This is a genomic window from Bacteroidales bacterium (genome assembly GCA_016709865.1).
Taxonomy (GTDB): domain Bacteria; phylum Bacteroidota; class Bacteroidia; order Bacteroidales; family VadinHA17; genus LD21.
Window position 1 is genome coordinate 682,532 of record JADJLX010000002.1, and the last position, 25,532, is coordinate 708,063.

Below are 25,532 nucleotides of genomic sequence, written 5' to 3' on the forward strand. Positions count from 1 at the left end.
GGGATCAGTCAAGATGAAATACCTCCTCCATATTTGCCCACCATTCACCTTTTTTGCGGTTGGCAACCGGATCCTGCATTGGCTCCATGATTGACCACCACTCCTGTGTTTTTGGATCGGCAGCCATTTTAGCCATGTCGGCAGAAAAATCAGTACCTGTATACTCAAAATATGCATATAACATCCCGTCTTTGTGGAAGATGGAATAATTCTGCATGTTGCATTTTTTGATCATATCAAGTATTTCAGGCCATACGGCTGCATGATATTTCTTATACCTTTCAAAGTGCTCGGGTCTTACTCCTATTACCTGGCCAAATCGTCTCATAATATTAATCAGTTAAATATTAACACAATATTAATAAAAACCATGGAATTGCTAAATTTGCCGACCCTGAATGCTGTAATTCAAAATTAAACATGACTAGCAATTACCTAAACGATCTGAATGAATCTCAGAAACAAGCAGTTATAAATTCTGAGGGGCCATCCCTTGTCATAGCAGGAGCTGGCGCAGGCAAAACCAGGGTTCTTACTTACCGTATTGTACATCTCCTGGAGAAGGGTGTTCCCGCAGGGAAAATACTTGCGCTCACCTTTACAAATAAGGCTGCCAAAGAGATGAAGGAAAGGATCACCCGGATCGTTAGCCCTGAGGTGTCCAGGTATCTATGGATGGGCACGTTCCATTCTATTTTTGCAAAGATCCTCAGGATGGAGGGAGATAAACTCGGATATAAATCAAATTTTACAATATATGATTCATCAGATTCAAAAAGTCTGATCCGCTCAATAATAAAGGAACTAAATCTCGATGACAATATTTACAAGCCGGGAGCAATATCATCCAGGATATCAGCCTCAAAGAACAACCTTGTTACCGCAAACATGTATGCAGCTGACAGTTCTTTACAGGAATATGACAGAGCCAGCAGGATGCCCTTGCTGGCTGACATTTACAAAACTTATGCAGCGCGATGTTTCAAGGCAAATGCAATGGACTTCGACGATCTGCTTCTGAATACAAACATACTGTTCAGGGATTTCCCGGCAGTACTGGCATCATATCAGTCGAGATTTAATTATGTACTTGTTGATGAGTATCAGGACACCAACTACTCTCAATATCTGATAGTTAAAAAACTTGCAGCATCTCATCATAACATCTGTGTTGTAGGCGACGATGCCCAGAGTATTTATTCTTTCAGGGGAGCACGTATTGAAAATATCCTTGAGTTCAAGAACGATTATTCCGACTATCAGCTTTTTAAGCTTGAACAGAACTACAGGTCGACACAGATTATCGTCAATGCTGCAAATACGATTATAGCGAATAATGAAGCACAGATCCAGAAGAATGTTGTTTCAATGAATGAGACCGGAGAAAAGATTCAGGTCTTTCAGTCTGTCACAGACTCAGAAGAGGGATTCAATGTTGCTTCAGACATATTTGAAAAGAAGTTTTCACAACAGCTCAACTGGTCAGACTTTGCTATTCTGTACCGGACCAATGCGCAGTCGAGGATCTTTGAGGAGACTTTGCGCCGAAAGAACATACCATATAAGATTTATGGCGGTTTGTCATTTTACGAGCGAAAGGAAATAAAAGATGTTCTTTCTTATTTCAGAATGGTCATTAATCCTGAAGATGAGGAGGCACTGAAAAGATCTATAAACTATCCTAAAAGGGGTATCGGAGATACTTCGATTCAGAAAATATTTGAGCTCTCGGCATCGTTGAATGTAACAGCCTGGAGTATACTTGGTGAGGCAGCAAAATACCCCGACCATTTCAATCAGGGAACAGCTAAAAAACTAAAGCTATATGCCGATGTTATTAATAACCTCCGTCTCAACTCTGATTCAACCGATGCATTTACCAAAGCAAGGGAGATAGCAATGGGGTCTGGCATCATGAGAGAACTGAAGGAGGGGAAATCTCCGGAAGAAGTGAGTCGTTATGAAAACCTTGAAGAACTTCTCAATGCTATAAAGGTATTTACCGAGGCAGCCGAGACGAACGGGGATCCTGCAACCCTTGAGGCATATATGGCGAATGTGGCACTGCTCACAGATCAGGATACTGAGAATGATGAGGACCGCAACAAAATCACGCTTATGACTATGCATTCTGCCAAGGGTCTGGAATTCAAACATGTATACATAGTGGGAATGGAGGACACCCTGTTTCCCTCACCAATGTCGTCGGGAAGTGCACGGGAGCTTGAGGAGGAGAGACGGTTATTCTATGTAGCAGTTACCAGGGCTGAAAAGCAGGCTACTCTGAGTTATGCCCTCAACAGGTATAAATGGGGTAATCTTGAAAGATGCAGTCCGAGCCGCTTCCTTAAAGAGATAGATCAGAAATATCTTCAATATCCTCAAACCGGGGGGAAACCATTTAACAGCAACAATCAAAAAACTGATAAGCCCATAATAATCAGAGAGGAACCAAAGTCGTATCTCAGGGAAGATAAACTGAAAAAGATAAGTAAGGCGGTTTCTTCATCCGGATCAGGAGAAGTATTTGCTGCAAGTGATGCCTCTCTGTTTTCAGAAGGCGATTCTGTTCAGCACGAAAGATTCGGGAACGGAGTTATTATTACCATTGAAGGTCAGCCACCCAATACCACGGCAACTGTCGAATTTGAAAAAGAGGGAAGTAAAAAACTTCTGCTGCGGTTTGCGAAACTTAAGAAATTATAGGTCTATGACAAATTCATATGAATCCTGGAGATCCTTCGCTATCGCTCAGGATGACAGGTTCTTATGGAATCATAAGAGGAAAAGAAATGGCGATTCGCTGATAATTTCGGACAGTTCAAATTTATCTTGCGAATCGCCATTTCTTTTCCCCCCTCACAACTAAAGCTCTGTCATTCCGAGCGATAGCGAGGAATCTCCTTGATTCTGGTACATTTTTTTCAAGTGTACTTTGTAAGGTTTAAGGATAGAATCAGTCTGAATTTAAATTATTTCCCCATATTCATCTGACGCAGGGTGTATCCTTTTACAGAAATAGATTGAGGGAAATTTTCATTGATTTCCTTGGTTTCTGTTTTTGCTGTAAGTTTACCCTTGTCATCATATGATTCACTGGCAAGAATTATACCTTCATTGAAGTCGGGATTTCCATAATATGCTGCCATGTTTGAGTTCTGCCAGCCTTTCTTATCAATTTTAAGCTTTGCATCTTTTGTGAACCATACTTTACCTGTGGAATTATCATCAATATCTTTATAAGTGTATTCATCACACTTATACCCGGCAATTACTTTTGAATTACCTGTTTTTGTAAAATTCGGAGGATTATCCTTTTTCTTCTTACCATCCTGGCCGTTGGCACTATTCTCATCTGGTATTGCAGAGATGATTCCCATTTTCATTCCGTTAACATCAGTCAGCATAATGAAACACTTATTTTCACCATCCATAACCATCCGGGCAACCACAGGTATTGAACCCTCCTCCTTGGTATTTATAGTATTTGTTTCAATCCCGATACTTGGTGTACTACTGCTGTAGAACATAAAGAAGTCCATCTTGGTTACATCCTTTTTGTCATACACCTCAGTTATCATATATATCCTTGAAGTGAAGCTGTAATCTTCTTTGTATTTAAGGTCTATTTTGTTACCGAATAGACCGCTCAAAGCAGCACCGCCAGAAGCCTGCTCGTCCTGTCCTGTATTACCGCCTGATGGCTGTGAAGGCTGGTTCTTGGCTTTGTTCTCCTCTGTTCTGACAGCAGCTTTTTCCCGTGCCTTGTCAGCCTCCTTGTTAACGGCCGTATCGATCTGATTATCAATTTCTTTATTAACGGTTTTAGCACCTGCATTTACTACCTTGTTCATTTTGTTCTTGAGCAAATTTCCGACCTGGGCACTCGAAGTTGCAGGCAGAATAAGCATGCAGGCAAATAATAAGAATAGAGTTCTGGTTTTCATTTTTTTTATAAGTTAAAATTCAAGATAAAGTTAAAGATTTTTTCCTTTCACATACAAACCTTGTACCAAAATAAAAGCCCCTCACTTTTTGATGAGGGGCTCAGATTAATCAGTTTTTATGCTGCAACAGCTTCAGCAGGCTTTTCCTTTTCTCTCAATACTGACTCATAAAGTGCTGCAAATGAACTTGATATCCAGATAATTGCTGGGAAAATACCAACTATAAGCAACATCAATCCGAATATGCAGATAAAGAATGAGGCAATAGCCATAAAGAAGATCTGCCATCCATGTCCCCTTGTAAGCCTCCAGCTCATTTCAACTGCTTCAATGGGATCAAGTTTTTTGTCCATAATAATGTATGATACAAATACCAGCCTGCATGCGATTATGATACCCGGTATAATCAATGCAAAGAATCCCATTACAACCAGAGCAAAGACCAGAAGGTTGGCAAGAACAATACTCAGATAGTTCTCCATGAAGCCCTTAATAAGATATTCAAAATCGGGTTTGATCTTTCTCACTGCCTGAACAAATATCATATCTCCGCCGAACTCAAATACTGGTGCAATAAGAAAGGCATAAAGAATTCCGATAAGTACAAAAAATGCTGCAAAAATGCCAAGCGAACCTAAAGTTAATGCACTTTTCATATTGTGGCCAAAGTCAAATCCATTACCAAAATTAAAAGGCAATTTGTGCAGATCTGACATATCCATATGCCAGTTGAACATTTTAAATGGGGCAGTAACTATAGCTAATACAATAATCACCAGGAATAACCTGAGAAAATTATCAAACATAACCTGCCATCCTGTACCAAAACTGTTTCCAAAAGATGGTACTAACCTGTAATCATTATTTGTTTCCATTTTTTTCATTTTTTTTAAAAGTATAAACCGGTTGTTATGAAGCAAATTTACATCTGCTCTTATTCTCAGCCTTCATACTATAGTAGTGATTTTAAAATATACTACTTTAGTATTTAGTACACTACTTTGGTTGTGTCTATTTTTGAACCGTTGGTTAACCAAATTTTATACCTTTATATAATGTTGCAGTATTTTATCTATTTAATATTCATTTTATCAGTTGCCATGGCTGCCGGGGGGATAGTGCTCTCCACCAGACTGCGTGACAAATTCCACCATGAAATATTCTCAACACTTCTATATTTTCAGGTCTTTATTTTTGCTTTCGGGTTTTATGGGATCTGGGGACAAGCGGTTATCAAAGTGTTGCTTGAATCATATATTTCTGAGGACCTTATGTCGAGATTTTCCGATATTGCCATGCTTCTTGGTCTCCCATTCCTGGTTTTTGCATGGCTAATGCTTATTCAGTTTGCATGCGGTATTTCGGGAAGAAAAAGTAATAAATGGCTGGTACTTTGGTTTCTGCTTTTTAATTTCACTATCATAATTGTTGTTGGATATTTTATTGCAAAAGCAAATGACGTAAAACCTGTATCGCTTATCAGGAATTACTTTATTGTCATGAATATGCTCTATTCAATTATTACTGCACTGATAATATACTTTCCGAATAAAGGGAAATCGTTTATTCACGATTTTGACCGCCGGATTATTGCCCCTGTAATAATCATGATCATGATAATACAGTGTGTGCTTCTTCTCCTTTACACAACACAGATCTCACTTGCAGCTGCTTTCATTCTGGCCTTTTTCGCAGGAAATACCTTCCTGCCCATCTACCTGAACTACGGAACACTTCTTTCAGCATTCATCAAAGAGCCAATGAAAGATTTATCATTTGAAGAATTCTGCAAACAATTCGAAGTATCACCCAGGGAAACAGATATCGTACGTGAAATATGCAACGGGCTAAGTAACAAAGAGATCTCGGATAAGCTTTTTATAAGTCTCCAGACTGTTAAAGACCATACCCACCGCATTTACATAAAGACTAATGTTAAAAGCAGGGTACAGCTGATAAATCTGGTGAAGGAAGCAATTTCTTTTAATCGCCCCCCAACCCCCCTAAAGGGGGGCTAACATTCTTATATACTATTTGTTACCTGCTAAAATAATGAGTCGAATTAACCCCCCTTCAGGGGGGCATGGGGGCAAATTTCAGATAAACAATCACTCTTCCGGAACTGAACTCTATAGTGAATGTATCTCCAAGGGCTTCATTCAGAGTAGCAAACCACCAGTTTTTTATTTTTGTTCTGTTAAGCGGATATCTTAATCCATGGGTTGTTATCTCTGTATCAGGATCAATAGCAAAAAGCGAAACCTGCTGACCTTTAAAAGTACTAATTGATGTGGTTTTCAGCAGTGGCATAAACAGACCCGTATCTGTAACCATAATTACCTTAACGTCTTCGACATACTCTGCCAGAAGTGAAATATTTCCTATTGTATGATCTTCCCGTTTACCAGTAGCACCAACAATAACAAGATCTTTCAGACCACTCTCCCTGCACCAGGTGACTGCCTTTGTAAGGTCGTTTGTTGCCTGGTCATCATCAGGAAATATACGGTCAGCAAATCTGTCAGCCAACTCACTGCTGAGCGAATCCATATCGCCCACAATGGCATCGGGAGTGAATCCGGACAGAACCGTATTATCTGCACTGCCATCGCAACAGATAATCTTCTCCGCATTCCTTATATAGCTGAGAGGAATCGCGTGGGTAGGGAAAGTTCCGTCGGCGATAATTATCGTGTGTGCACTCATTTTAGTATTGTTTTCTTCCATGCTATAAGTCCGGCAAACGACATAATTCCGTAAACCAGATATAAAATTACTGTTGGGTAAAGTCCCCGTGTAATAAAAAGAACTGCTGAAACGAAGTTAACAATAATCCACAAATACCAGTGTTCATATATCTTGCGGGCCAGCATCCAGGTTGCAACTATCGATAAAGAGGTAATAAAAGCATCCCATTCCGGTACAGGCGAATCAGTAAGCTTCGACAGAACCAGCCACATTCCGGTGTATAAAAAAACAAACACTAACCCCAGAATTAATCCGGTTTTCAGCTTTAATCTGCTAACAACCAATCCCCTTGTCGCTTTGGTCTGCGGTCTTCTGTCTCCCGTCTCCGGGTCTCCCCCTCTCCCATTCTCCTCTTCTGCCGTTAGGCCTTTGCGCCATTGCGCCATTGGCCCTTTGCCCTTGCTCTTTGCCCTGTGCTCCGTGCCCTTCGCCCTTAGCCCTTCTCCACCAATACCACCCCACAACACTTATCACCAGATAATACCCCTGCAACGACATATCGGCATAGAACTTACTTGTAAAAAAGACAAGTATATAAACAGCTGATGTCACAATCCCGACAGGCCAGAGCCATATATTCTGCCTGATCTCGAGAAATACATATATTATTCCGGTTATTGCACCGAAGACCTCTATGTAATTATCTGATATCCAATTACTTACAACCATTATAATGTATTGATTATCAGAATCTTACGCCAACTCTGAACATATAATTAATTCCAGCCTGAGGGAAGTAGTACGACCAGCTTTTTTCAACCCCATCCTCATACCAGTTGCCTCCATAGCCATTACTTTCATAACTGTTATTCAGAATATTATTTATAAGCAACTGAAGTTCAAGCCCCTTCAGATTTTTTATATCAGGATTAAAGTCTATCCTAAGGTTATTAACGAAATAGGGATCAATTGCCCGCTCAGGATCCATTGTATTGTCAATATACTGTAGTCCTACATATTTGCTTATAATATGGGTATTGAGATTTTTTGCGATCCTGAAGGAGAGGTCGCTTGACCCTGTTACGGAAGGTGAATATGCAATATCAACCTGCCCCAGGTCGTTGCTCTTATTTGCCTCAGACCAGTCTGTCGTGCTATATTCGACATAATGTTCAGTAAAATCGAGGATCCTGTTTCTGCTGAGTGTCATATTAATATTCCAATCAATAAATTCAGCAGGCTTAACACCCGCTGCAAGCTCAACTCCCGCTCTGTAACTTCTTGATACATTAGTCATTATTGAATAGCCAACATCACTGAGTTCACCTGTTGGGACAAGCTGGTCTTTATATATCATGGCATACACATTTACAGCGATAATACTCTTCTCTGTACGCAATTTATATCCGATTTCCGTATCATAAAGGGTCTCTGATTCCGGAGTAGCAGTTGCATCTCCTGAAGCTTCCTTAAAATCGGAACGGGTTGGTTCCCGGTTAGCAACAGAGAAACTGAGATATGCATCCTGGTTCTTTGATATAGAATAAAAAAGGCCGCCCTTGGGATTAAAGAAACTGAAACGATGTGACTGGGTAATATCCTTTTGATCATCATCGGGACCAACCATTAGATAATCGATATATCTGTACTGAAGATCTCCAAATACACTTACTTTATCTGTTAAGGAATAGTTTATCTTTCCATAAAGACTTATTTCAGCTTTAGAGGAATTGTTTATATACCAACGGTAATCCTTCTCAGTATTACCTGCATTCCTCATCCAGATGATTCTTCCGAAATGATCACCATGATAAACATTTATTCCTCCTCCTGCAACTGCTTCAACCCTATCTTTCTGATACCTGAGTGAATAAACAGCACCATAGAAATCATTTGACATCCATTTTCTTCTTATAAGATCAGTTGATTTTATTACCGAATCGCCTATGGTAACCGAAGGCAATGCGTACTTTGAAAATGACTGATCTTCGCGGTATTCTTCATAGTATCCTTTACCTTTTGTATAATGAAGTGCTGTATTGAATGACAGTAAATCATTTATTTTCAAACTATAAATGAGTTGAAGATGGTTTTGTGTATAATTATCGCTCTCATTTGAATAGTAGCGCGTAACTCCATCCGGGTCAGTATATTCGCCGGCAGGATTATACCTTCTGTCAATTGAGAGCATCTCTTTTGGTACACCCCACCAGCCGATTCCGGTGTGTTCTTCACCAAGTATAAGATTGGCTTTCAGCATCGACCGTCCTGTTCTCACAACTCCGTTTATATATGCTGATCTGTGATCAGAACCTGTTCTGGATATATAGCCGTCGCTCTTAATATCTGAATAACGCATCTGAAGTGCAAATTTACCTCCAAGCAGTCCGCTGCCCGCCGAGACCACATTCTTAAATGTATTGAAGGACCCAACAGATGAATTAACCTCTGCGAAAGGCTCATTTTTCGGATTGGTGGTCTGTATACTGATTGTCGCCCCGAATGCTCCGGCTCCGTTAGTTGATGTTCCGGCTCCTCTCTGAACCTGAATGTTTTCAACTGACGATGCCAGATCAGGCAGATCGACCCAGAATACCTGCTGCGATTCAGGATCATTAAGAGGTATCCCATCTATTGTAACATTTATTCTGTTTCCATCGGTCCCGCGGATCCGCAGAGATGTATACCCTATTCCGTTACCCGCTTCAGATGTCTCAACAAGCGACGGTGTGAGACTTAACAAATAGGGCATATCATAACCTGAATTCTGCTTTCTTATAAGATCATTTCCAATAGTTGTATATGCCAGCGGGGAATGGTCTCCGGCTCTGGTTGAACTAACCATGACATCATCTGTTAAAAATGCCTTTGGTGTAAGAGATATATCTAGTGTAAGATTGTCTTTCAGAACAACTTCTTTCACAACTGTTTCATATCCGAGAAATGAGAACCTGAGCTGGTATAAACCGGGCTTTAATCCGGTGAGGGAGTACCTTCCCTCAGAGTCGGTATAAACACCCAGATTCGAGTTTTCAATAGTTACACTTGCTCCTGTCAGAACAGCAGAACCTGTATCCGTGACTTTCCCCCTTATTTCCCACAGCTGATCCTGGAACCCTGCTGCCTCAGAGATCAGAGGTTGGAGAATGAGTATTAAAATATATAACAATTTCTTCATTACATCTAATATTAATAACAATTAACATCAAGTAAATGAGGCGGTTGTTGAAGGCTGATTTATATGATACTCTCTCTTCCCTCCGCCGGCATTACCCGGATCAGGTTTAAGGGTATGATCTCAGCCCGTAGTATTAAGGCACCCCATTTTGACTCTGTAAAGATAACTCTTTTTAGCGGATAAATATATTTATTGTAATTTAGCCGCCAAATCAGGAGTATAAAATGCAGAAGCTGGTAGAAAAACTCAATTACAAAGGTCAGGAGAGAATTGCATTAATAAACTCCGATGAGAGTTTTGCCTCAGTACTTTCAAATGATCTCAGTAATGTGACTGTTGACAGGGAGATTGATCCAAGGTATCCCTATGGTTTCATAATGGTTTTTGTTAAGAACACATCAGAAGTAAATCATATAACATGTATTGCTCTGCACAACCTTATAGCGGATGGTGTACTTTGGTTTTGCTATCCTAAAAAGAGTTCAAAGAAATACAAATCAGATCTCGACCGCGACCATGGATGGAGTATACTGAACAATTCAGGTTTTCATGGGATCAGGATGATTTCAATAGATGATGACTGGTCGGCGTTGAGGTTCAGGAATGCAAAGTTTATAAAGTCAACCAGGGATAAACTTCCCGGCTGATAATTAAAAATACTTAAAACAAAGTCTATGATACGAATTATAGCAATTGTAGTTGCCGCTCTGGCCCTTCTAATGGTGGCATTTCTTCTTTTCAGCAATAAACAGAAGCCATGGAACCAAATGACTGAAGAGGAACAGAAGAGGAAAAAAGTGCTGGTTACAAGCGGCCTGGCTGTTTTCGTTGCCGGATTGCTTACAGCATTACTGGCAGGGAAAAAGAAGTAATTTAATCATTCGCGGTCCCCCTATGATTATCACTGCAAATATTGAAACGGAACTCGGGACCATGATTGCCGGTGCTGTTGAAGATGGTATCTGCCTTCTGGAATTCAGCGACAGAAAAATGCTGAATACAGAGTATAAAGATCTTTCACGGTATCTGAAAACAAATATTGAAGCTGGAGAAAGCATCCATTTTCACGACTTAAGATTGCAGCTGGATGAATATTTCAAAGGTTTAAGAAAAGAGTTCTCTCTCGCGCTGGTAACGCCCGGTACCCCATTTCAGCAGGCTGTATGGAAAGAATTAATGAATATCAGTTATGGCACCACACGTTCATACATGGAACAATCAATAGCCCTTGGCAATCCTGAGTCTATAAGGGCGGTTGCAAATGCAAACGGAATGAACAGGATAGCTATAATTATTCCTTGTCACAGAGTTATAGGATCCGACGGAAGCCTCACCGGCTATGGCGGGGGATTGAAAAGAAAAAGGTGGCTGCTTGACCATGAAAGAAAGCATTCAGGACAATCTGTTGACCTTACATTGTTTGGAGAATAAGTATTAATATCATTATAAACAAAATCTTGAATCGAATGAAAACTCTCACATCTAGGAAATATCTCTGGTTTACCCTGCTGCTGGCAGTAATAATCCTCTCAGGATGTGCTCAGAATGAATCCGTTGAAGCTTGTCTGACCGGACATCAATATGGTTTTTTTGGTGGTTTATGGCATGGGTTTATTGCCCCCTTCGACTTTATAGGAATGCTGTTCAACAAAGAAATAACCCTGTATGCCCAGAACAACAACGGAGGCCTGTACGCACTTGGCTTTCTACTGGGTAGCGGTGGATGGGGATTCTTCAGCAGCAAGGGAGCAACAAGAGTCAGAAAGGGTAAAGTAAACTTCCAGTCCCAGAAGTTTGACCACGCAGAAATAGTGGAGTGAAAATAAATAAATGAAGATTCTGGTTCTCGATAATTACGATTCATTTACATACAATCTCGTTCATCTGCTCAGGGAACTGACTTCAGGGGATATCGATGTTTTCCGGAACGATGAGATAGCTCTTGAACAGATAGAAAATTATGATAAGATCTTAATATCACCGGGACCCGGTTTACCTGATCATGCGGGAATAACAAAAAAGATGATTACCCGTTTTGCGCCTTCCAAAAGCATTTTTGGAGTATGCCTCGGATGTCAGGCCATTGGAGAAGCTTTCGGCGGAGGCCTGATAAATCTTAACACTGTATACCATGGTGTGGAGACAAAGATCTTTGTACTTGACAGGGATGAAAAACTCTTTTCTGAGATTCCGGAGACATTTACTGCAGGAAGATATCACTCCTGGGTATTAGATGAAAAAAAACTTCCTCCCGACATAACAATTACAGCAGGGGATGAAGAAGGAAACATAATGGCTATATCTCACAAAACACTGGATGTGAGGGGTGTACAATTCCATCCGGAATCAATTATGACAAAATATGGCATGCAGATCGTTAAAAACTGGCTTAAGATATGAGTATACAATTACCCGCCTGTTAATTATGATTGATCATTGCCTCATAAAATCAATAACTTTGTACAATCTATAAGGGCTAAAAATTAAGAGTTTTAAAATATTTCCGTGATGAAAAAATTATCACTTTCTGCAATCATTATTATCATTTCGATGAACCTGTTTTCGCAAAAAAAAGATTTAATCTATCTGTGGCCCGGGAAAGTCCCCGGAGAAAACAAAGAAAAAAACGAACCTGTCTTTGCCCCATCAAGAAACGATAATGTTATAAGGATTGCAGAAATTACTGATCCTGCAATTCTTATAAGGCTTCCGGATTCTCAGAAACGTAATGGTGCAGGAGTTATTATTTGCCCCGGAGGCGGATATAATATCCTTGCCTGGGATAAAGAAGGAACTGAGATAGCTGAATGGCTCAATAATCTTGGCTACTCTGCATTTGTGCTCCAGTACAGGGTCCCGGATAAAAAGGCAGGTGCTCTTCAGGATATACAGCGTGCAATAAGAATTGTAAGGGAAAATGCTGTAACATGGAAACTTGATCCGGAAAAAATAGGTGTAATTGGCTTTTCAGCCGGCGGAAGTCTGGGCGCAAGAGCCGGGACACTCTTCAGCACAAAGAGTTACCCAATCATTGATAAAATTGACAGCCTCTCATGCAGACCATCTTTTGTTATGTTAATATATCCTGCATATCTCGATCAGGGAGAAGGGAAGAGCCTCACCCCGGAACTGCAGATTACAAAGGAGACTCCTCCTTTCTTCATATTTCAGACAGCCGATGATACTCATGGCAACAGTGCACTTGTAATGGCTTCAGCTTTAAGGGATGCGAAACAGCCTGCTGAATTGCATCTTTTAGCTTCAGGAGGACACGGATATGGTTTGCGGAAAGGTGTAAATGCTGCTGAAACATGGCCTCTGCTTGCCGAAAAATGGCTTGCAGGTACCCTGTCTGATAAGAAATAAGACTATATGGAAGAGATCACAAAAACAATTGATTTAGAGAAGGCTATCAGAAGCAGCAAATCGAAATTTGTGAGATCCCTTCCCCGCTTTGTAATAAGGATGATTGAAAAGCTTGTCAGGCAGGATGAGATGAACGAAACAATATTCCGGAACCGCGACAAGAATGGAGTCCCGTTTGTAAATGCTGTTCTGAAAGACTGGAATGTTAATGTTGAGGTAAAAGGAAGTGAAAACATACCTGCAGCCGGAAGATTCGTTTTTGTCGCTAATCACCCTGTAGGTGGAATGGATGCTTTGTCTTTTCTAAGTGCGATCCACCGGTTTTTTCCTGATGTGATCTCTCCGTCGAATGAGCTCTTCAACTATATACCTAACCTGCATCCTGTGATTCTCGGAGTAAACGTATTCGGCACAAATACACGGGATACAGTCGAAAAATTTAATCAGCTGTTCGAATCAGATAACCAGATTATGATATTCCCTGCCGGAATTGTTTCGCGAAGAAAAAAAGGGGTGATTTCCGATCCGGCCTGGCAAAAAACCTTTATCACAAAAGCTATTCAGTTTAACCGCGATGTTATTCCGGTTTTTATTGAAGGAAGAAATTCAAACCTGTTCTATTCTGTTGACAGGTTCAGGAAATTCATTGGAATAAAGATGTCGCTGGAAATAATTCTTCTGCCCCGTGAGATGCATAAACAAAGGAACTCAACAGTTACCCTGAATTTCAAAAAACCAATTCCCTGCAAGACATTCTCAGCAGATAAAACACATGCTGATTGGGCATTATATGTTAGAGAAGCCGTATACAACAAAGACATAATCTGAGTTTTGGAAGATTAAACTTTAGTTCATCTGAATTGTTCTAATCATTGAAATGTTCCGACAATGAGTTTCAGTATTTACAAACCGGAAGTTTTTCAGGGCAGCCTGAAAAACAAAAGGTACTTCGAGGGCTGGTATTTTAAACATGTTTCTTCAGATCTGAAACATGTTTGGTCATTCATTCCCGGAATATCGATAAACGATAATGAGCCGCATTCATTTATCCAGGTGATAAATGGGATAACAGGTAAATCAGAGTATATCAGTTATCCTGTAGAAAGCTTTATATGGGATAAACAAAAGGTCTTTATAAAAATAGGGGACTCCGTTTTCACAGATAGTTACATCGATCTTAAAATCAAATCCGGCAGTATAAATATTGAAGGACATATTGATTTCATCAACTGCGTGAATTATCCCAAAACCCTTTTTTCGCCCGGGATAATGGGCTGGTATTCATTTGTGCCATACATGGAATGCAAGCATGGAATAATATCTGTAAATCACTCACTGAAAGGAAGTATAAGTGCTGAAGATACTGTTATTGATTTCACAGGAGGAAAAGGTTATATCGAAAAAGACTGGGGCACTTCTTTTCCTGAAGCATGGATCTGGATGCAGTCAAATAATTTCTCAAATTCCGGTACCTCATTCACATTCTCAGTGGCAAAGATCCCGTGGATAGGGAAATTTTTTATCGGGTTCATCTCCTTCCTGTTCTATAACAGAGAGTTTATTGTGTTCAGCACTTACAACAAATCTTATCTTACTGATCTGGTGCATGATGAAAACTCTGTTTCAATGACACTCAGGAATAAAAAATTCATTTTGAAGGTAAGAGCTGTAAAAAAGACGTTCGGAGAACTGAAAGCCCCTGCATCGGGCAATATGTCGAGGAGAATTAAGGAAAGTGTGGATTCAGATTTAACTCTGACTCTCTACGATCTGAATAACAACATTCTATATTCTGATACAGGCAAAAGGGCCGGACTTGAGGTTATCGATAAAATATTTGAGTACTTGTAGGAGAAGTACTGAGTGACTAGAGTTTGGAGTGACTAGAGTACTTAGAGTTGAACAGGAATAAAAAAATTGAAGTAAAAACTATAGAACAAAAGATAATGAAACCGAATTATAAAAGCATTAAAGCAATTATGCCGCCACCTGCTTTTCATATGGTTGGTGATGGCTTCAGGGTACACAATTTCTTTCCTTCCCAGTCGCAGGTTGGACTCGATGGCATGAGCCCGTTCTTCCTTATGGATTACGGATCAAAATGGGTTGTGCCTCCTTCTGACAGGCCTAAAGGAGTCGGAGTTCATCCTCACAGGGGCTTTGAAACAGTGACTATTGCCTATAAAGGCAAGGTAGCTCACCACGATAGTGCTGGAAACAGTGGTGTAATTGGAGAAGGAGATGTTCAATGGATGACTGCCGGAGAAGGTGTTCTCCACAAAGAGTACCATGAAAAAGAATTTAGTAAAAAAGGCGGAGTCTTCCAGATGGTGCAGCTTTGGGTAAATCTTCCCGCAAAGGTTAAAATGACACCGGCAAAATACCAGGCTATTGAAAATAAAGACATGCCCCGGGTAAACCTGAGTGATGGAAAGGGCTTTGTGGAACTTATTGCCGGGGAATATAACGGGAAAAAAGGTCCGGCATTCACATTCTCTCCAGTTAATCTTTTCAACGCAAAAATGTCATCAGGTGGGAAAGCTGAATTCAGTTTCAGCCCGAAATTCAACACGGGGATGCTGGTAATTGAAGGAGAGATTAAAATAAATGAATCAAAAACAGCACCTGAGAATAATTTTGTTTTATTCGGGCATGAAGGAGAAGATATTTTAATCGAAGCAATTAATGACAGCATTGTTCTTGTATTGAGCGGAGAGCCTCTTAATGAGCCCATTGCTTCATATGGTCCGTTTGTGATGAATACCGAAGCAGAAATAAAACAAGCATACAAGGACTATTATGACGGTAAATTCGGGTATCTTGAAGATTGAATAACCGCCCCCTGGCCCCCTGAAGGGGGCTTAAAATCATCATGCAGAGAACTGCCCCCAAACCCCCTAAAGGGGGCTTAAAATCATCATGTATCATAATATTTTAGAGAATCAGAAAGTCCCCTTTAGGGGATTTAGGGGCTGATTCATATGTGAATAAAATAAATTATTTTTATCTCAAATTAAATACTTCATAGTAATCATGGCACAGCATATTAAATCACCCTCAATAATTAAAGCAGCCGGAAATAAGGAGAAAATAATCCGGGAGATTTTCGGACATGTAAACAGTAAAACATCAGAGGTTAGCATAGCCCATATGACAAGTCCTGAAGGCTGGCTTGAACCGGGCCAGTGCCCGAAATTCAATGAGTACACTGTTGTATTAAAGGGAAAACTTAAGATTACAACAAAAACTCAGGAATTTATTGTGACCGAGGGACAGGGAATAATGACGTCGAAGGATGAGTGGGTTCAATACAGCACTCCTTTTGAAGGTGGTGCCGATTATATTGCAGTATGCCTGCCGGCTTTCTCCCCCGATCTGGTAAAAAGAGACGAAGAATGATGTTCAGAAATGCAATAGTCAGATTACCTGTAGCTTCCATCGTGAATGGCCTGACATCTGCCGATCTTGGGAAACCTGATTATGTAAAAGCATTAAAACAACATTCCCTGTATACAGACCTCCTCAGGAAACTGGGTTTAACTGTTGAAGTGTTGCCTGGTAACGATCAATATCCTGATTCAACCTTCATTGAAGATGTGGCACTCTGTACAAAGCAATGTGCTGCGATTACCAGTCCTGGTGCCGTGACGCGGAGAGGTGAAACGGAGGGCATTCGTATGGTTCTGTCGGGTTACTATGAAAATATTGAGAGCATTTCCCTTCCCGGGACTATTGAGGCGGGAGATATTATGATGGCCGGTGATCATTTTTATATTGGTATTTCAGAGAGAACCAATAATAATGGGGCCGATCAGATGATTAAGATCCTGAATAAATACGGGATGACAGGATCAAAGGTCGCATTAAAAAAGATGTTACATCTCAAATCAGGAGCATCATATCTTGAAAACAACACCATGCTTGTTTGCGGAGAATTCGCAGATAATGAAGCTTTTAAAAAATATAACCGAATTGAGGTTGACAGCGATGAAAGCTATGCGGCGAATTCATTATGGATAAACGGCAAAGTGATTGTCCCGAAAGGTTATCCGAAAACAAGAGAAAAAATAGAAAGGGCAGGTTATGAAACCATTACCCTTGATGTTTCTGAATTCCGGAAAGTTGACGGTGGACTGAGCTGTCTGTCACTTCGGTTCTAAAGTATTACCTTTCTTGCCGTTTTTTCTGATTTTTATGATCAGATAAATTACAAATACAACACCAATCAGATATAGGATATACTCCATATAGGGGAAAATCTGTTCCCGCATTTCATAAAGATAGTACCCGATAACTGCGAGAATTATATTCCAGATTCCTGCTCCCACAAATGTAAATAACATAAAGTCGCGGAGATTCATTTTTGCAAGCCCTGCCGGAATAGAAATAAGATGTCGTACACCCGGTATCAGCCTGCCGATAAAAGTTGATGTTTTTCCATTCTTCAGAAAATAATTCTCAGCATGCTGCACCTTTTCTTTTGAAAGAAGGAAGATCTTACCTGCTTTGGATTCTGCAAATGCATAGACAATCGGACGACCGAGATAATACGAAAGAGTATAGTTAATCAGCGAACCTGTTAAAGCTCCAATGGTTCCGAATAATACCACAAGGAAGACATTCAGATCACCCTGGGCTGCTTTATATGCGGCAAATGGCACAACAACTTCCGATGGCAAAGGGATAAATGTACTTTCTATTGTCATAAGAAGGGCTACTGTAAAATAATTCAGATTGGCCATGTACCAATCAAAGAGTGACTGAAAAAATTCCATTTTATATTTTTTTGAAATTCAGATTGATAATATTCAATTTTAAAATAATCGTCCGCAATATTAAGCTTTTTAGATGTCTCTGCCAATTTTCGGTTTTCTGTAAGCGGCCTCAATAAAATCTCGTCCTATTGCCTGACTTAAAACATTATGATAATCGCCCTTCTCCGGGTGCCACTGAACGGCATGTAAATAACCTTTCCCCTCAGGACTTAACCATTCAAAAGACTCAATAATCCCGTCTTTGGCAAATGAGGTTGGACGAAAACAGGGAGCCAGTGTTCTAACTGCCTGATGATGAACAGATACAATGTCGAAAGAAGTCTTGCCGAAAAATCTGTAAAGGTTAGAATTGACATCAATATCTACTGTATGATACATCAGCTCATCGGTATCAGAACTATGCTTTACGCTGTTTCCGTGATCTGAAGGTATATCAACAATCAGATCACCTCCCTGACTCACATTTAGAATTTGCTCGCCGCGACAGATAGCAAGTACCGGAAGCTTTAATAACAAAGCTTTCTCAATGAGTGCGAATTCAAGAATATCCCGCGACTGATCAATCTCACAACGATCCTTTTCCCCTTCCCTTCCATAATATGAGGGATGGACATCAACCCCTCCGGTAAGAACCAGTCCGGAACATTTCTCCAATTCCATTAATGCCAGCGACACATCCATCCCATAAAAGTTTATATACTCAAATGAAGGATCAATGCTCCTGAGCCAGCTCACATAGAGCTGATATTTCCCCTTATCAGAGGCTTTTGAAAACCCTATTGTCATCTTTGAATTCCTTTAATACCTGCAATCCATTTTGGTACTGCATTATAGAAGATTATGAAAACACATACCAGAATCGACAGTGTCAGGATAAGATTTATCAGACCGGGCACCAAAGTTGAAGCTTCCCTGGCCTGAGGTATATAGATATTTTTTATATTAAGAAATGCTGCTGTAACCGTAGTTACTCCTACAAAAAGCATTGGCAGGATAGTCACCCAGGCATATTTTGCTCTTCCCCTGTTGATAATAAATGAAGTACCTATTGCCAGGGCTATTGTTGCAAGAAGCTGATTTGCAGTCCCGAACATTGGCCAGATTGTAGATACTGTACCTGTATAAATGAAATAAGCCCAGGCAAAAACAATCAGCCCGCTTGTAATCAGATTTCCCGGCAGCCAGTTTGTCTGCTGAAATGGCTTATATACTTTCCCGAAAGCTTCCTGCAACAGAAACCTTCCTATTCTTGTACCGGCATCAATCGTTGTAAGTATGAAAAGAGCCTCGAACATAATGGCAAAATGGTACCAGTACGACATCAGATGTTTCATTCCAGGGATAGATGAAAAAATATAAGCCATACCGACTCCAAGGGAAACAGCACCACCTGTTCTGCCGGCAATCTTCTCACCGACACTTGCAGAGAGCTGGTCGATGTTTGATTCTGTAAATCCCATTGCCTGAAGCTTTGGCAGGATAGCCTGAAACTTTTCAACGGGAACATTTATCTGAAAATAATCGAGAGGCAGAAGACTTGTGGCTGCGATCAGGGCCATGATAGAAACAGCGCCTTCAGTCAACATTGAACCGACGGCTATTGTCTTAATATGAGACTCTTTCATAATCATCTTCGGGGTTGTGCCCGAACCCACAAGTGCATGAAAACCGGAGATGGCTCCGCATGCAATTGTAATGAAAAGATATGGGAATAGTTTTCCAGGGATGATGGGTCCTCCTCCATGAATGAATTCAGTGAATGCCGGCATTTTTATCTCCGGAGCCACAATAATTAATCCAACAGCAAGAAGTGCGATAACCGATATTTTCATAATAGAACTCAGGTAATCGCGCGGTGAAAGAAGCAGCCATACTGGCAGTACAGAAGCAAAAAAGCCATAAACGGCGAGAAGTATAGTAAGGGTATCGTGTTTAAATGTAAACCAGGAAGCAAATTGAGAATCAGGGACATATCTTCCTGCAACAACAGCCAGAATCAGCATAATAACTCCAAAAATTGTAGCTTCAAGTGTTTTGCCTTTTCTGACCTTAAACATCCACAAACCCATGATAATGGCTATCGGAATTGTAGAAGCTATTGTAAATGTACCCCAGGAGCTTTCTGCCAGAGCATTCACAACAACGAGTCCCAGACCAGCCATGGCCACTACTATGATCAATATGATTGCAAATGTTGTTGTACCTCCACTCACCTTATTGATTTCTTCTTTAGCAATAAATGCCAGCGATTTGCCATCATGCTGTACCGATGCAGTGAGAATCACAAAGTCATGAACCGCACCTGCCATTACTGACCCTATAAGCATCCATAGAAATCCGGGCATAAAGCCAAATTGTGCAGCCAGAACTGGTCCCACCAATGGTCCCGCTCCGGCAATTGCAGCAAAATGATGCCCAAACAGTACCCATTTATTCATTGGGTAGTAGTTCTGTTTGTCGTATAATCTGTGTGCCGGAGTAAGAGCCAGATCATTTTTTACTGCCACTTTTGCCGCGACGAAACTAAAATAGAGCCTGTATGCGATAGCAAATATTGCAACAGTTCCGATTACAAAAGGCATGGCATTCATATACCTGTTTTAATAGAATAATTGAGTCAGCAAAATAGTCAATTCCTGATTTCTTTGCAATTCCAATATTTGCTATTTATTATTAAATTGCAGTACTAAACGACTCATAAACAGAAAATGAAGAGGTATGGAAGTAACAAGAACATTTGATCTTCTTGAAAGATACAGGGAGAATCCGGAAAAGGATGATGCATTGTGCTTTAAGCATGATGGGAAATGGCTGAAATTCAGTTCAAAGGAATATATAGAGTATTCATATAACTTCTGTTATGGTTTATATGAACTCGGACTTAGAAAAGGAGACAAAATTGTAACTGTTTCCACTAATCGTCCCGAATGGAATTTCATCGATATGGGTATGGCAATGATCGGGGTCGTCCATGTACCGGTATTTACTTCTCTTAATACAGCTGAATATGAGTATATTATCAAAGACTCCGGGGCGAAAATGATAGTAGTGTCTGATGCAAAATTACTTAAATGCATGAGCCCGTTATCTATGGCCATCAGCAAATCCGTAAAAGTCTATTCTTTCGATAAGATCCCGGGAATTGTCAACTGGATGGAGATAGTCAACTCAGGAAAGGAAGCTTCCGCGGAAACAAAAAATGCTGTGGAGGAAGGAAAGAGAGGGATTGATCCTGAGACTTTTGCAACACTTATCTATACCTCCGGAACAACAGGTAAACCAAAAGGTGTAATGCTTGCCCAGAAAAATCTCGTCAGCAATTTCGTCTCAGCAGCAACTGTGTTCAACCTGAAACCATCTGATAAATACCTGAGTATATTACCATTATGTCATGTCGGCGGAAGAATGGGAAATTACCAGACACAATATAGCGGAGCAAGCATTTATTATGCCGAAAGCATGGGCACAATAGCTGTTAACATGGGTGAGATAAAACCTGACGGTTTTGATGCAGTTCCGAGGGTTCTTGAGAAATTCTATGATGTTATTATTTCAAAAGGGAAGAAACTTACAGGAATTAAAAAAAGACTCTTCTTCTGGGCTGTTAAACTGGGATTAAAATATAAGCCATTCGGTGAAAACGGATGGTTATATGAGAAAAAACTAAGTATTGCAGATAAGCTCATTTTCAGCAAGTGGAGAGCTGCCCTTGGCGGCAATGTAAGAATCGTCGGCTGTGGCGGTGCAAGCCTTCAGTCGCGGCTTGAAAGGATCTTCTGGGCTGCCGGAATTAAGATTATTAATATGTATGGCCTCACAGAAACATCGCCTATTATTACTATTAACAGGACATATAAAGGAGGTGTAAAGCTGGGCTCAGTAGGAATCACCATTGAGGGCGTTGAAGTGAAAATTGCTGAGGATGGCGAAATTCTTTGCAAGGGTCCCAATGTCATGCTGGGCTATTATAACGACCCTGAGCTTACAAAGTCAGCAATAGATGAAGAAGGGTGGTTTCACACCGGCGATATAGGATATCTTGAGGAAGGTAAATTCCTTATGGTCACCGACAGGAAAAAGGAGATCTTCAAACTTTCGAACGGTAAGTTTATTGCTCCCCAGCTCATTGAGAATATGTTCAAAGAATCTAATGTTATAGACCAGATTATGGTAGTCGGGGAACATGAGAAATTTGCAAGTGCCTTAATATCACCTAATTTCAAATACTTTGACGAGTGGAAAACCTTGAAAAAGATCTCATTTTCAGATTCAGAGGAGTTAATTGGCTTGCCAGAAATCCAGTCTTACTTTAATTCCGAAATCGAAAAGATCAACAAAAAACTAAGTCCGCCAGAAAGAATAAACAGGTTCAGGTTAGTGCCTGATGAATGGAGTCCGGCAACAGGTGAGCTCTCTCCTACCCTTAAACTGAAGAGGAAATTCATTTCTGACAAGTATAAAAAGCTGCTGGATCAGGTTTATATGAAGTAGGAATAGCTTTCCCCTCCTTTTGAAGGAGGGGTGGTCGGGAGTACTAATTGTCAGATGTGTACATAGGTTTGTTTCCCGACCGGGGTGGTTGATTTTTGAGGAATATTATAAAATACAAAAAGATGAAAAGATGGATTACTAATCAACCACCCCGGCCGCAAATTAACTTTGCAATAAACAAACCAGCATTTTACTGCGGCCACCCCTCCTTCAAAAGGAGGGGAGAGCTTTTTTACCGGACTTTATCCTGAGGGACACTTTTATAGAATATTTTTATTTATAATCCATCACTTTGTTAAAAATGCAGATCACCAAAGTCTCCGACAAAAAAACAAGAAAACAATTCCTCGATGCTGCGAGAATAATTTACAGGGACGACAAGGTATGGGTGTGCCCTTTTGATAATGAGATAGAGGCGATTTTTGATCCTGAAAAAAACCCGTATTTCAAACATGGTGAGGTAGAAAGATGGATCCTGCTTGACGACAGCAACAATCTGACAGGAAGAATAGCTGCATTCATCGATAAAAACCTTGCGTTTACCTACGACCAGCCTACTGGCGGAATGGGGTTTTTCGAATGCATAAATGATAAGAACTCTGCCTTTCTCCTTTTCGATACTGCCAGGGAGTGGCTGAGGGAACGGGGAATGGAGGCAATGGACGGACCAATAAACTTCGGGGAGACAGACAAATACTGGGGTCTCCTTGTCGGAGGCTTCACACACCCTTCGTTTGAAGTACCCTATAATCCTCCATACTACCAGGAGCTCTTTGAATCATACGGGTTTCAGACCTATTATAAAATGGAAGGGTTCCACCTTGATATAACAAAACCACTCGACGAAAGATTCATGAAAATTGCAGAGTGGGTGTCAAAGAAACCCGGTTACGAATTCAGGCATTTCACATGGAAAGACCAGAAAAAATTCACTCAGGATTTCGCCCTTGTTTTTAATGAAGCCTGGGCATCTTTCAAAACCAATTTTGAACCCTTGCAGGCCGATTACATAAACACCGTTCTTAAAAAAGCAAAAGCAATAATCGACGAAGAGTTTATCTGGCTCGCATATTTTGAAGGTAAACCAATTGCAATCTATCTGATGTTTCCCGATCTGAATATGATATTAAAGCATCTGAACGGAAAACTCGATCTGTTCAGTATGATTAAGTTCCTTTACCTGAAGAAGCGTAACACAATGACACGTGCCAAAGGGCTGCTGATGGGCGTAATACCGAAGTATCAAAACCATGGGATAGAATCGGCATTTATCCTGAAAGTACGTGAAGTATTTGCAAAGAAACCTCATTATACAGAAGTTGAATTCTCGTGGGTGGCTGATTTCAATCCCAAGATGAGAAAGATCTTTATCTCAGTCGGAAGTGTTCCTGCTAAGAATTATATAACTTACAGGTATCTTTTCGACAGAACAAAAGAATTTAAAAGATATCCTATTCCGGAATCAAAATGATCTGGAAAGCTTTGTGTCCTTTGTGCATGCCTTCGTGACCTTTGTGGTAAAAAAAATTTAACCACAAAGAACACAAAGGATAACACGAAGGAACACAAAGGAAAAAACAGTGTCAGCTTAAAAAAATGATTATGAAATATGATGTTATAATTATCGGAGCCGGATTGGGCGGACTTACAGCCGGAGCAAAACTTGCAAAAGAGGGCAAGAAAGTCCTGCTGATAGAACAACACAGTCAGCCCGGAGGATGTGCAACAACATTTAAACGTAAGAACTACACACTGGAAGTTGGTTTGCATGAGATGGACGGACCATCACCGCGTGATATGAAAAACAGGATTTTCACCGAGCTGGAGGTGTTTAATAATGTTGAATTCATTAAAGTTCCTGAATTTTATCATTTTGTAAGTAGTCATCTAGAGATTACGATCCCTCATGATTCGGCAGCAGCGATCTCAGTTCTCAAAGAAAAATTTCCTGAGGAGTCTGCAGGAATTGATGCCTTTTTTAATCAGATCCTGAACCCCAAAAGGAAACCGGCCGCCAATGAATCAGTAAAAGATATCAGTCTTGGTGAATTCCTCGATTCAATAATCCATAATGACGATCTTAAACTCGTTCTTCTGGGAAACCTGGGCTACTTCCATGATGATCCGTATTCAATTTCACTGACTTACTATTCAGTTGCTCAGGGCAGTTATTTTACAGGCGGAGCAAGCTTCATTAAAGGTGGCTCACAGAAATTATCAGATCATCTTGCAGCTTTCATAAAAAATCACGGAGGTGAAGTCCTGCTTAGCCACCTCGCTACCGGTTTTATTATTGAGAATGATAAAATTCAAGGGATTAAATTCAGTAAAAAGAAAGCTCCCTCTTCTGAAACTTTGACAGCTTATGCAGACGAAATAATAGCAAATGCCGCTATGCCGGAGATAGCTGAATTATTACCTGCTGAGTATGGCAATAGTCTGAAAAATAAAATCAAAAACCAAAGACCCGGGGCATCACTTCTAACTGTCTATTTCGGATTTAATAAATCGCTCAAATCACTTGGCCATCAGCACTATTCAACATTTATATATGATGGCTCCGTAAAAACTCAGGCTGATATTCTAAGTAACAATTCAGGTCCGTTTGCAACCAGAAGTTTCACATTTATTGATTACGGACAGATAGATTCCGGTCTCGCCCCTGAAGGAAAATCAGTAGGCGCCATCTGTTGCATAGATTATCTTAAAGACTGGGATAAACTTACCGAAGAGCAATATGAGGCTAAAAAGGAAGAGGTGGCAAACATTTTTATAGACAGACTCGGAAAACTGATTCCAGGTATCGCCGGAGCCATTGAATACTATGAAGTCGGAACACCTTACACTGTGAAAAGATATACGCTTAATCCGGGCGGCGCAGTGTACGGATTTGCACAGACTCCGGGCAAGGGACAAATTGAAACCTCAGATATAATTGGTAACCTGCACTTTGCATCAGCCTGGGGGAAAACAGGAGGCGGATTCTCCGGTGCTATTTACAGCGGTTTCTTATGCGCTTATAATATTCTCAGAAAAAAATAAAAACGACTGAAGCTGGTATAATTTTTGCTGTTAATATTATAACAA

Annotated in this window: 26 protein-coding genes and 1 riboswitch; of the genes, 16 read left to right on the top strand and 10 right to left on the bottom strand. The window is 40.4% G+C overall.

Annotated elements, in window-relative coordinates; translation table 11 throughout:
• Positions 1-4: 4 nt before the first annotated feature.
• Entirely contained in the window at positions 5-328 is a 324-nt protein-coding gene (locus tag IPJ16_04920; GenBank protein ID MBK7626532.1) for an L-rhamnose mutarotase, read from the bottom strand.
• A gap of 92 nt (positions 329-420) precedes the next feature.
• On the opposite strand from IPJ16_04920, the gene IPJ16_04925 reads away from it, so the two are divergent.
• The gene (locus IPJ16_04925) at positions 421-2,706 is read left to right on the top strand and encodes a UvrD-helicase domain-containing protein (GenBank protein ID MBK7626533.1); all 2,286 of its coding nucleotides are present in this window, start codon (positions 421-423) and stop codon (positions 2,704-2,706) included.
• A 266-nt stretch (positions 2,707-2,972) separates the two neighbouring features.
• Here the strand turns inward: IPJ16_04925 and IPJ16_04930 are convergent, their stop codons facing one another.
• Positions 2,973-3,947, bottom strand: a complete 975-nt coding sequence (locus tag IPJ16_04930) for a hypothetical protein (GenBank protein MBK7626534.1) — start codon at positions 3,945-3,947, stop codon at positions 2,973-2,975.
• A gap of 116 nt (positions 3,948-4,063) precedes the next feature.
• The gene (locus IPJ16_04935) at positions 4,064-4,822 is read right to left on the bottom strand and encodes a hypothetical protein (protein MBK7626535.1); all 759 of its coding nucleotides are present in this window, start codon (positions 4,820-4,822) and stop codon (positions 4,064-4,066) included.
• Positions 4,823-5,002: 180 nt separating this feature from the next.
• Between IPJ16_04935 and IPJ16_04940 the strand changes: the two genes are divergently transcribed.
• Positions 5,003-5,965 carry a response regulator transcription factor gene (locus IPJ16_04940; GenBank protein MBK7626536.1) on the top strand — a complete coding sequence of 321 codons (963 nt, stop codon included), beginning with the start codon at positions 5,003-5,005 and terminating at the stop codon, positions 5,963-5,965.
• A gap of 55 nt (positions 5,966-6,020) precedes the next feature.
• On the opposite strand, the gene IPJ16_04945 is transcribed toward IPJ16_04940, so the two are convergent.
• From IPJ16_04945 to IPJ16_04960, 4 genes are read right to left on the bottom strand one after another with little or no spacing between them, the layout of a single operon-like run.
• Positions 6,021-6,674, bottom strand: a complete 654-nt coding sequence (locus IPJ16_04945; GenBank protein ID MBK7626537.1) for a thiamine diphosphokinase — start codon at positions 6,672-6,674, stop codon at positions 6,021-6,023.
• On the bottom strand, positions 6,650-7,081 hold the full coding sequence (locus tag IPJ16_04950; GenBank protein MBK7626538.1) for a nicotinamide mononucleotide transporter: 432 nt from the start codon (positions 7,079-7,081) through the stop codon (positions 6,650-6,652). Before IPJ16_04950 ends, IPJ16_04945 begins: the two co-directional genes overlap by 25 nt.
• A complete protein-coding gene (locus IPJ16_04955; protein MBK7626539.1) occupies positions 6,969-7,364 on the bottom strand; it encodes a nicotinamide mononucleotide transporter in 396 nt (131 codons plus the stop codon). Before IPJ16_04955 ends, IPJ16_04950 begins: the two co-directional genes overlap by 113 nt.
• Positions 7,365-7,380: 16 nt before the next feature.
• Positions 7,381-9,813, bottom strand: coding sequence for a TonB-dependent receptor (locus tag IPJ16_04960; GenBank protein ID MBK7626540.1), 2,433 nt, complete (start codon positions 9,811-9,813; stop codon positions 7,381-7,383).
• A gap of 59 nt (positions 9,814-9,872) precedes the next feature.
• Positions 9,873-9,969: riboswitch (TPP riboswitch) on the bottom strand.
• Between the two features lie 68 nt (positions 9,970-10,037).
• Here IPJ16_04960 and IPJ16_04965 point away from each other — a divergent pair.
• The 11 genes from IPJ16_04965 to IPJ16_05015 all read left to right on the top strand — a co-directional run bounded on the left by IPJ16_04965 (position 10,038) and on the right by IPJ16_05015 (position 17,339).
• Complete coding sequence (locus IPJ16_04965) at positions 10,038-10,460, top strand: hypothetical protein (GenBank protein ID MBK7626541.1); 423 nt, start codon at positions 10,038-10,040, stop codon at positions 10,458-10,460.
• Positions 10,461-10,487: 27 nt separating this feature from the next.
• Positions 10,488-10,685, top strand: coding sequence for a hypothetical protein (locus tag IPJ16_04970; GenBank protein ID MBK7626542.1), 198 nt, complete (start codon positions 10,488-10,490; stop codon positions 10,683-10,685).
• A gap of 22 nt (positions 10,686-10,707) precedes the next feature.
• A complete protein-coding gene (locus IPJ16_04975) occupies positions 10,708-11,244 on the top strand; it encodes a methylated-DNA--[protein]-cysteine S-methyltransferase (protein ID MBK7626543.1) in 537 nt (178 codons plus the stop codon).
• A 35-nt stretch (positions 11,245-11,279) separates the two neighbouring features.
• Complete coding sequence (locus IPJ16_04980; protein ID MBK7626544.1) at positions 11,280-11,633, top strand: hypothetical protein; 354 nt, start codon at positions 11,280-11,282, stop codon at positions 11,631-11,633.
• A gap of 10 nt (positions 11,634-11,643) precedes the next feature.
• Positions 11,644-12,213 (top strand): aminodeoxychorismate/anthranilate synthase component II, encoded by a 570-nt coding sequence (locus IPJ16_04985; protein MBK7626545.1) that lies wholly within the window; start codon positions 11,644-11,646, stop codon positions 12,211-12,213.
• A 150-nt stretch (positions 12,214-12,363) separates the two neighbouring features.
• Complete coding sequence (locus IPJ16_04990) at positions 12,364-13,179, top strand: alpha/beta hydrolase (protein MBK7626546.1); 816 nt, start codon at positions 12,364-12,366, stop codon at positions 13,177-13,179.
• A 6-nt stretch (positions 13,180-13,185) separates the two neighbouring features.
• A complete protein-coding gene (locus IPJ16_04995; protein ID MBK7626547.1) occupies positions 13,186-14,007 on the top strand; it encodes a 1-acyl-sn-glycerol-3-phosphate acyltransferase in 822 nt (273 codons plus the stop codon).
• Between the two features lie 60 nt (positions 14,008-14,067).
• The gene (locus tag IPJ16_05000; protein MBK7626548.1) at positions 14,068-15,030 is read left to right on the top strand and encodes a hypothetical protein; all 963 of its coding nucleotides are present in this window, start codon (positions 14,068-14,070) and stop codon (positions 15,028-15,030) included.
• A 95-nt stretch (positions 15,031-15,125) separates the two neighbouring features.
• On the top strand, positions 15,126-16,010 hold the full coding sequence (locus tag IPJ16_05005) for a pirin family protein (GenBank protein ID MBK7626549.1): 885 nt from the start codon (positions 15,126-15,128) through the stop codon (positions 16,008-16,010).
• Between the two features lie 202 nt (positions 16,011-16,212).
• Positions 16,213-16,578 (top strand): cupin, encoded by a 366-nt coding sequence (locus IPJ16_05010; GenBank protein ID MBK7626550.1) that lies wholly within the window; start codon positions 16,213-16,215, stop codon positions 16,576-16,578.
• On the top strand, positions 16,578-17,339 hold the full coding sequence (locus IPJ16_05015) for a N(G),N(G)-dimethylarginine dimethylaminohydrolase (GenBank protein ID MBK7626551.1): 762 nt from the start codon (positions 16,578-16,580) through the stop codon (positions 17,337-17,339). Before IPJ16_05010 ends, IPJ16_05015 begins: the two co-directional genes overlap by 1 nt.
• On the opposite strand, the gene IPJ16_05020 is transcribed toward IPJ16_05015, so the two are convergent.
• The 3 genes from IPJ16_05020 to IPJ16_05030 form a co-directional block, all read right to left on the bottom strand.
• Entirely contained in the window at positions 17,325-17,954 is a 630-nt protein-coding gene (locus IPJ16_05020; GenBank protein ID MBK7626552.1) for a DedA family protein, read from the bottom strand. The genes IPJ16_05015 and IPJ16_05020 overlap by 15 nt on opposite strands.
• Positions 17,955-18,023: 69 nt before the next feature.
• Positions 18,024-18,740, bottom strand: a complete 717-nt coding sequence (locus tag IPJ16_05025) for a gamma-glutamyl-gamma-aminobutyrate hydrolase family protein (protein MBK7626553.1) — start codon at positions 18,738-18,740, stop codon at positions 18,024-18,026.
• A complete protein-coding gene (locus tag IPJ16_05030; protein MBK7626554.1) occupies positions 18,737-20,545 on the bottom strand; it encodes a carbon starvation protein A in 1,809 nt (602 codons plus the stop codon). The genes IPJ16_05025 and IPJ16_05030 overlap by 4 nt, the downstream gene beginning before the upstream one ends.
• A 127-nt stretch (positions 20,546-20,672) precedes the next feature.
• On the opposite strand from IPJ16_05030, the gene IPJ16_05035 reads away from it, so the two are divergent.
• The 3 genes from IPJ16_05035 to IPJ16_05045 all read left to right on the top strand — a co-directional run bounded on the left by IPJ16_05035 (position 20,673) and on the right by IPJ16_05045 (position 25,487).
• A complete protein-coding gene (locus IPJ16_05035; GenBank protein MBK7626555.1) occupies positions 20,673-22,445 on the top strand; it encodes a long-chain fatty acid--CoA ligase in 1,773 nt (590 codons plus the stop codon).
• Between the two features lie 301 nt (positions 22,446-22,746).
• Positions 22,747-23,916 (top strand): GNAT family N-acetyltransferase, encoded by a 1,170-nt coding sequence (locus IPJ16_05040; protein MBK7626556.1) that lies wholly within the window; start codon positions 22,747-22,749, stop codon positions 23,914-23,916.
• A gap of 131 nt (positions 23,917-24,047) precedes the next feature.
• Entirely contained in the window at positions 24,048-25,487 is a 1,440-nt protein-coding gene (locus IPJ16_05045) for an NAD(P)/FAD-dependent oxidoreductase (GenBank protein MBK7626557.1), read from the top strand.
• Positions 25,488-25,532 lie beyond the last annotated feature (45 nt).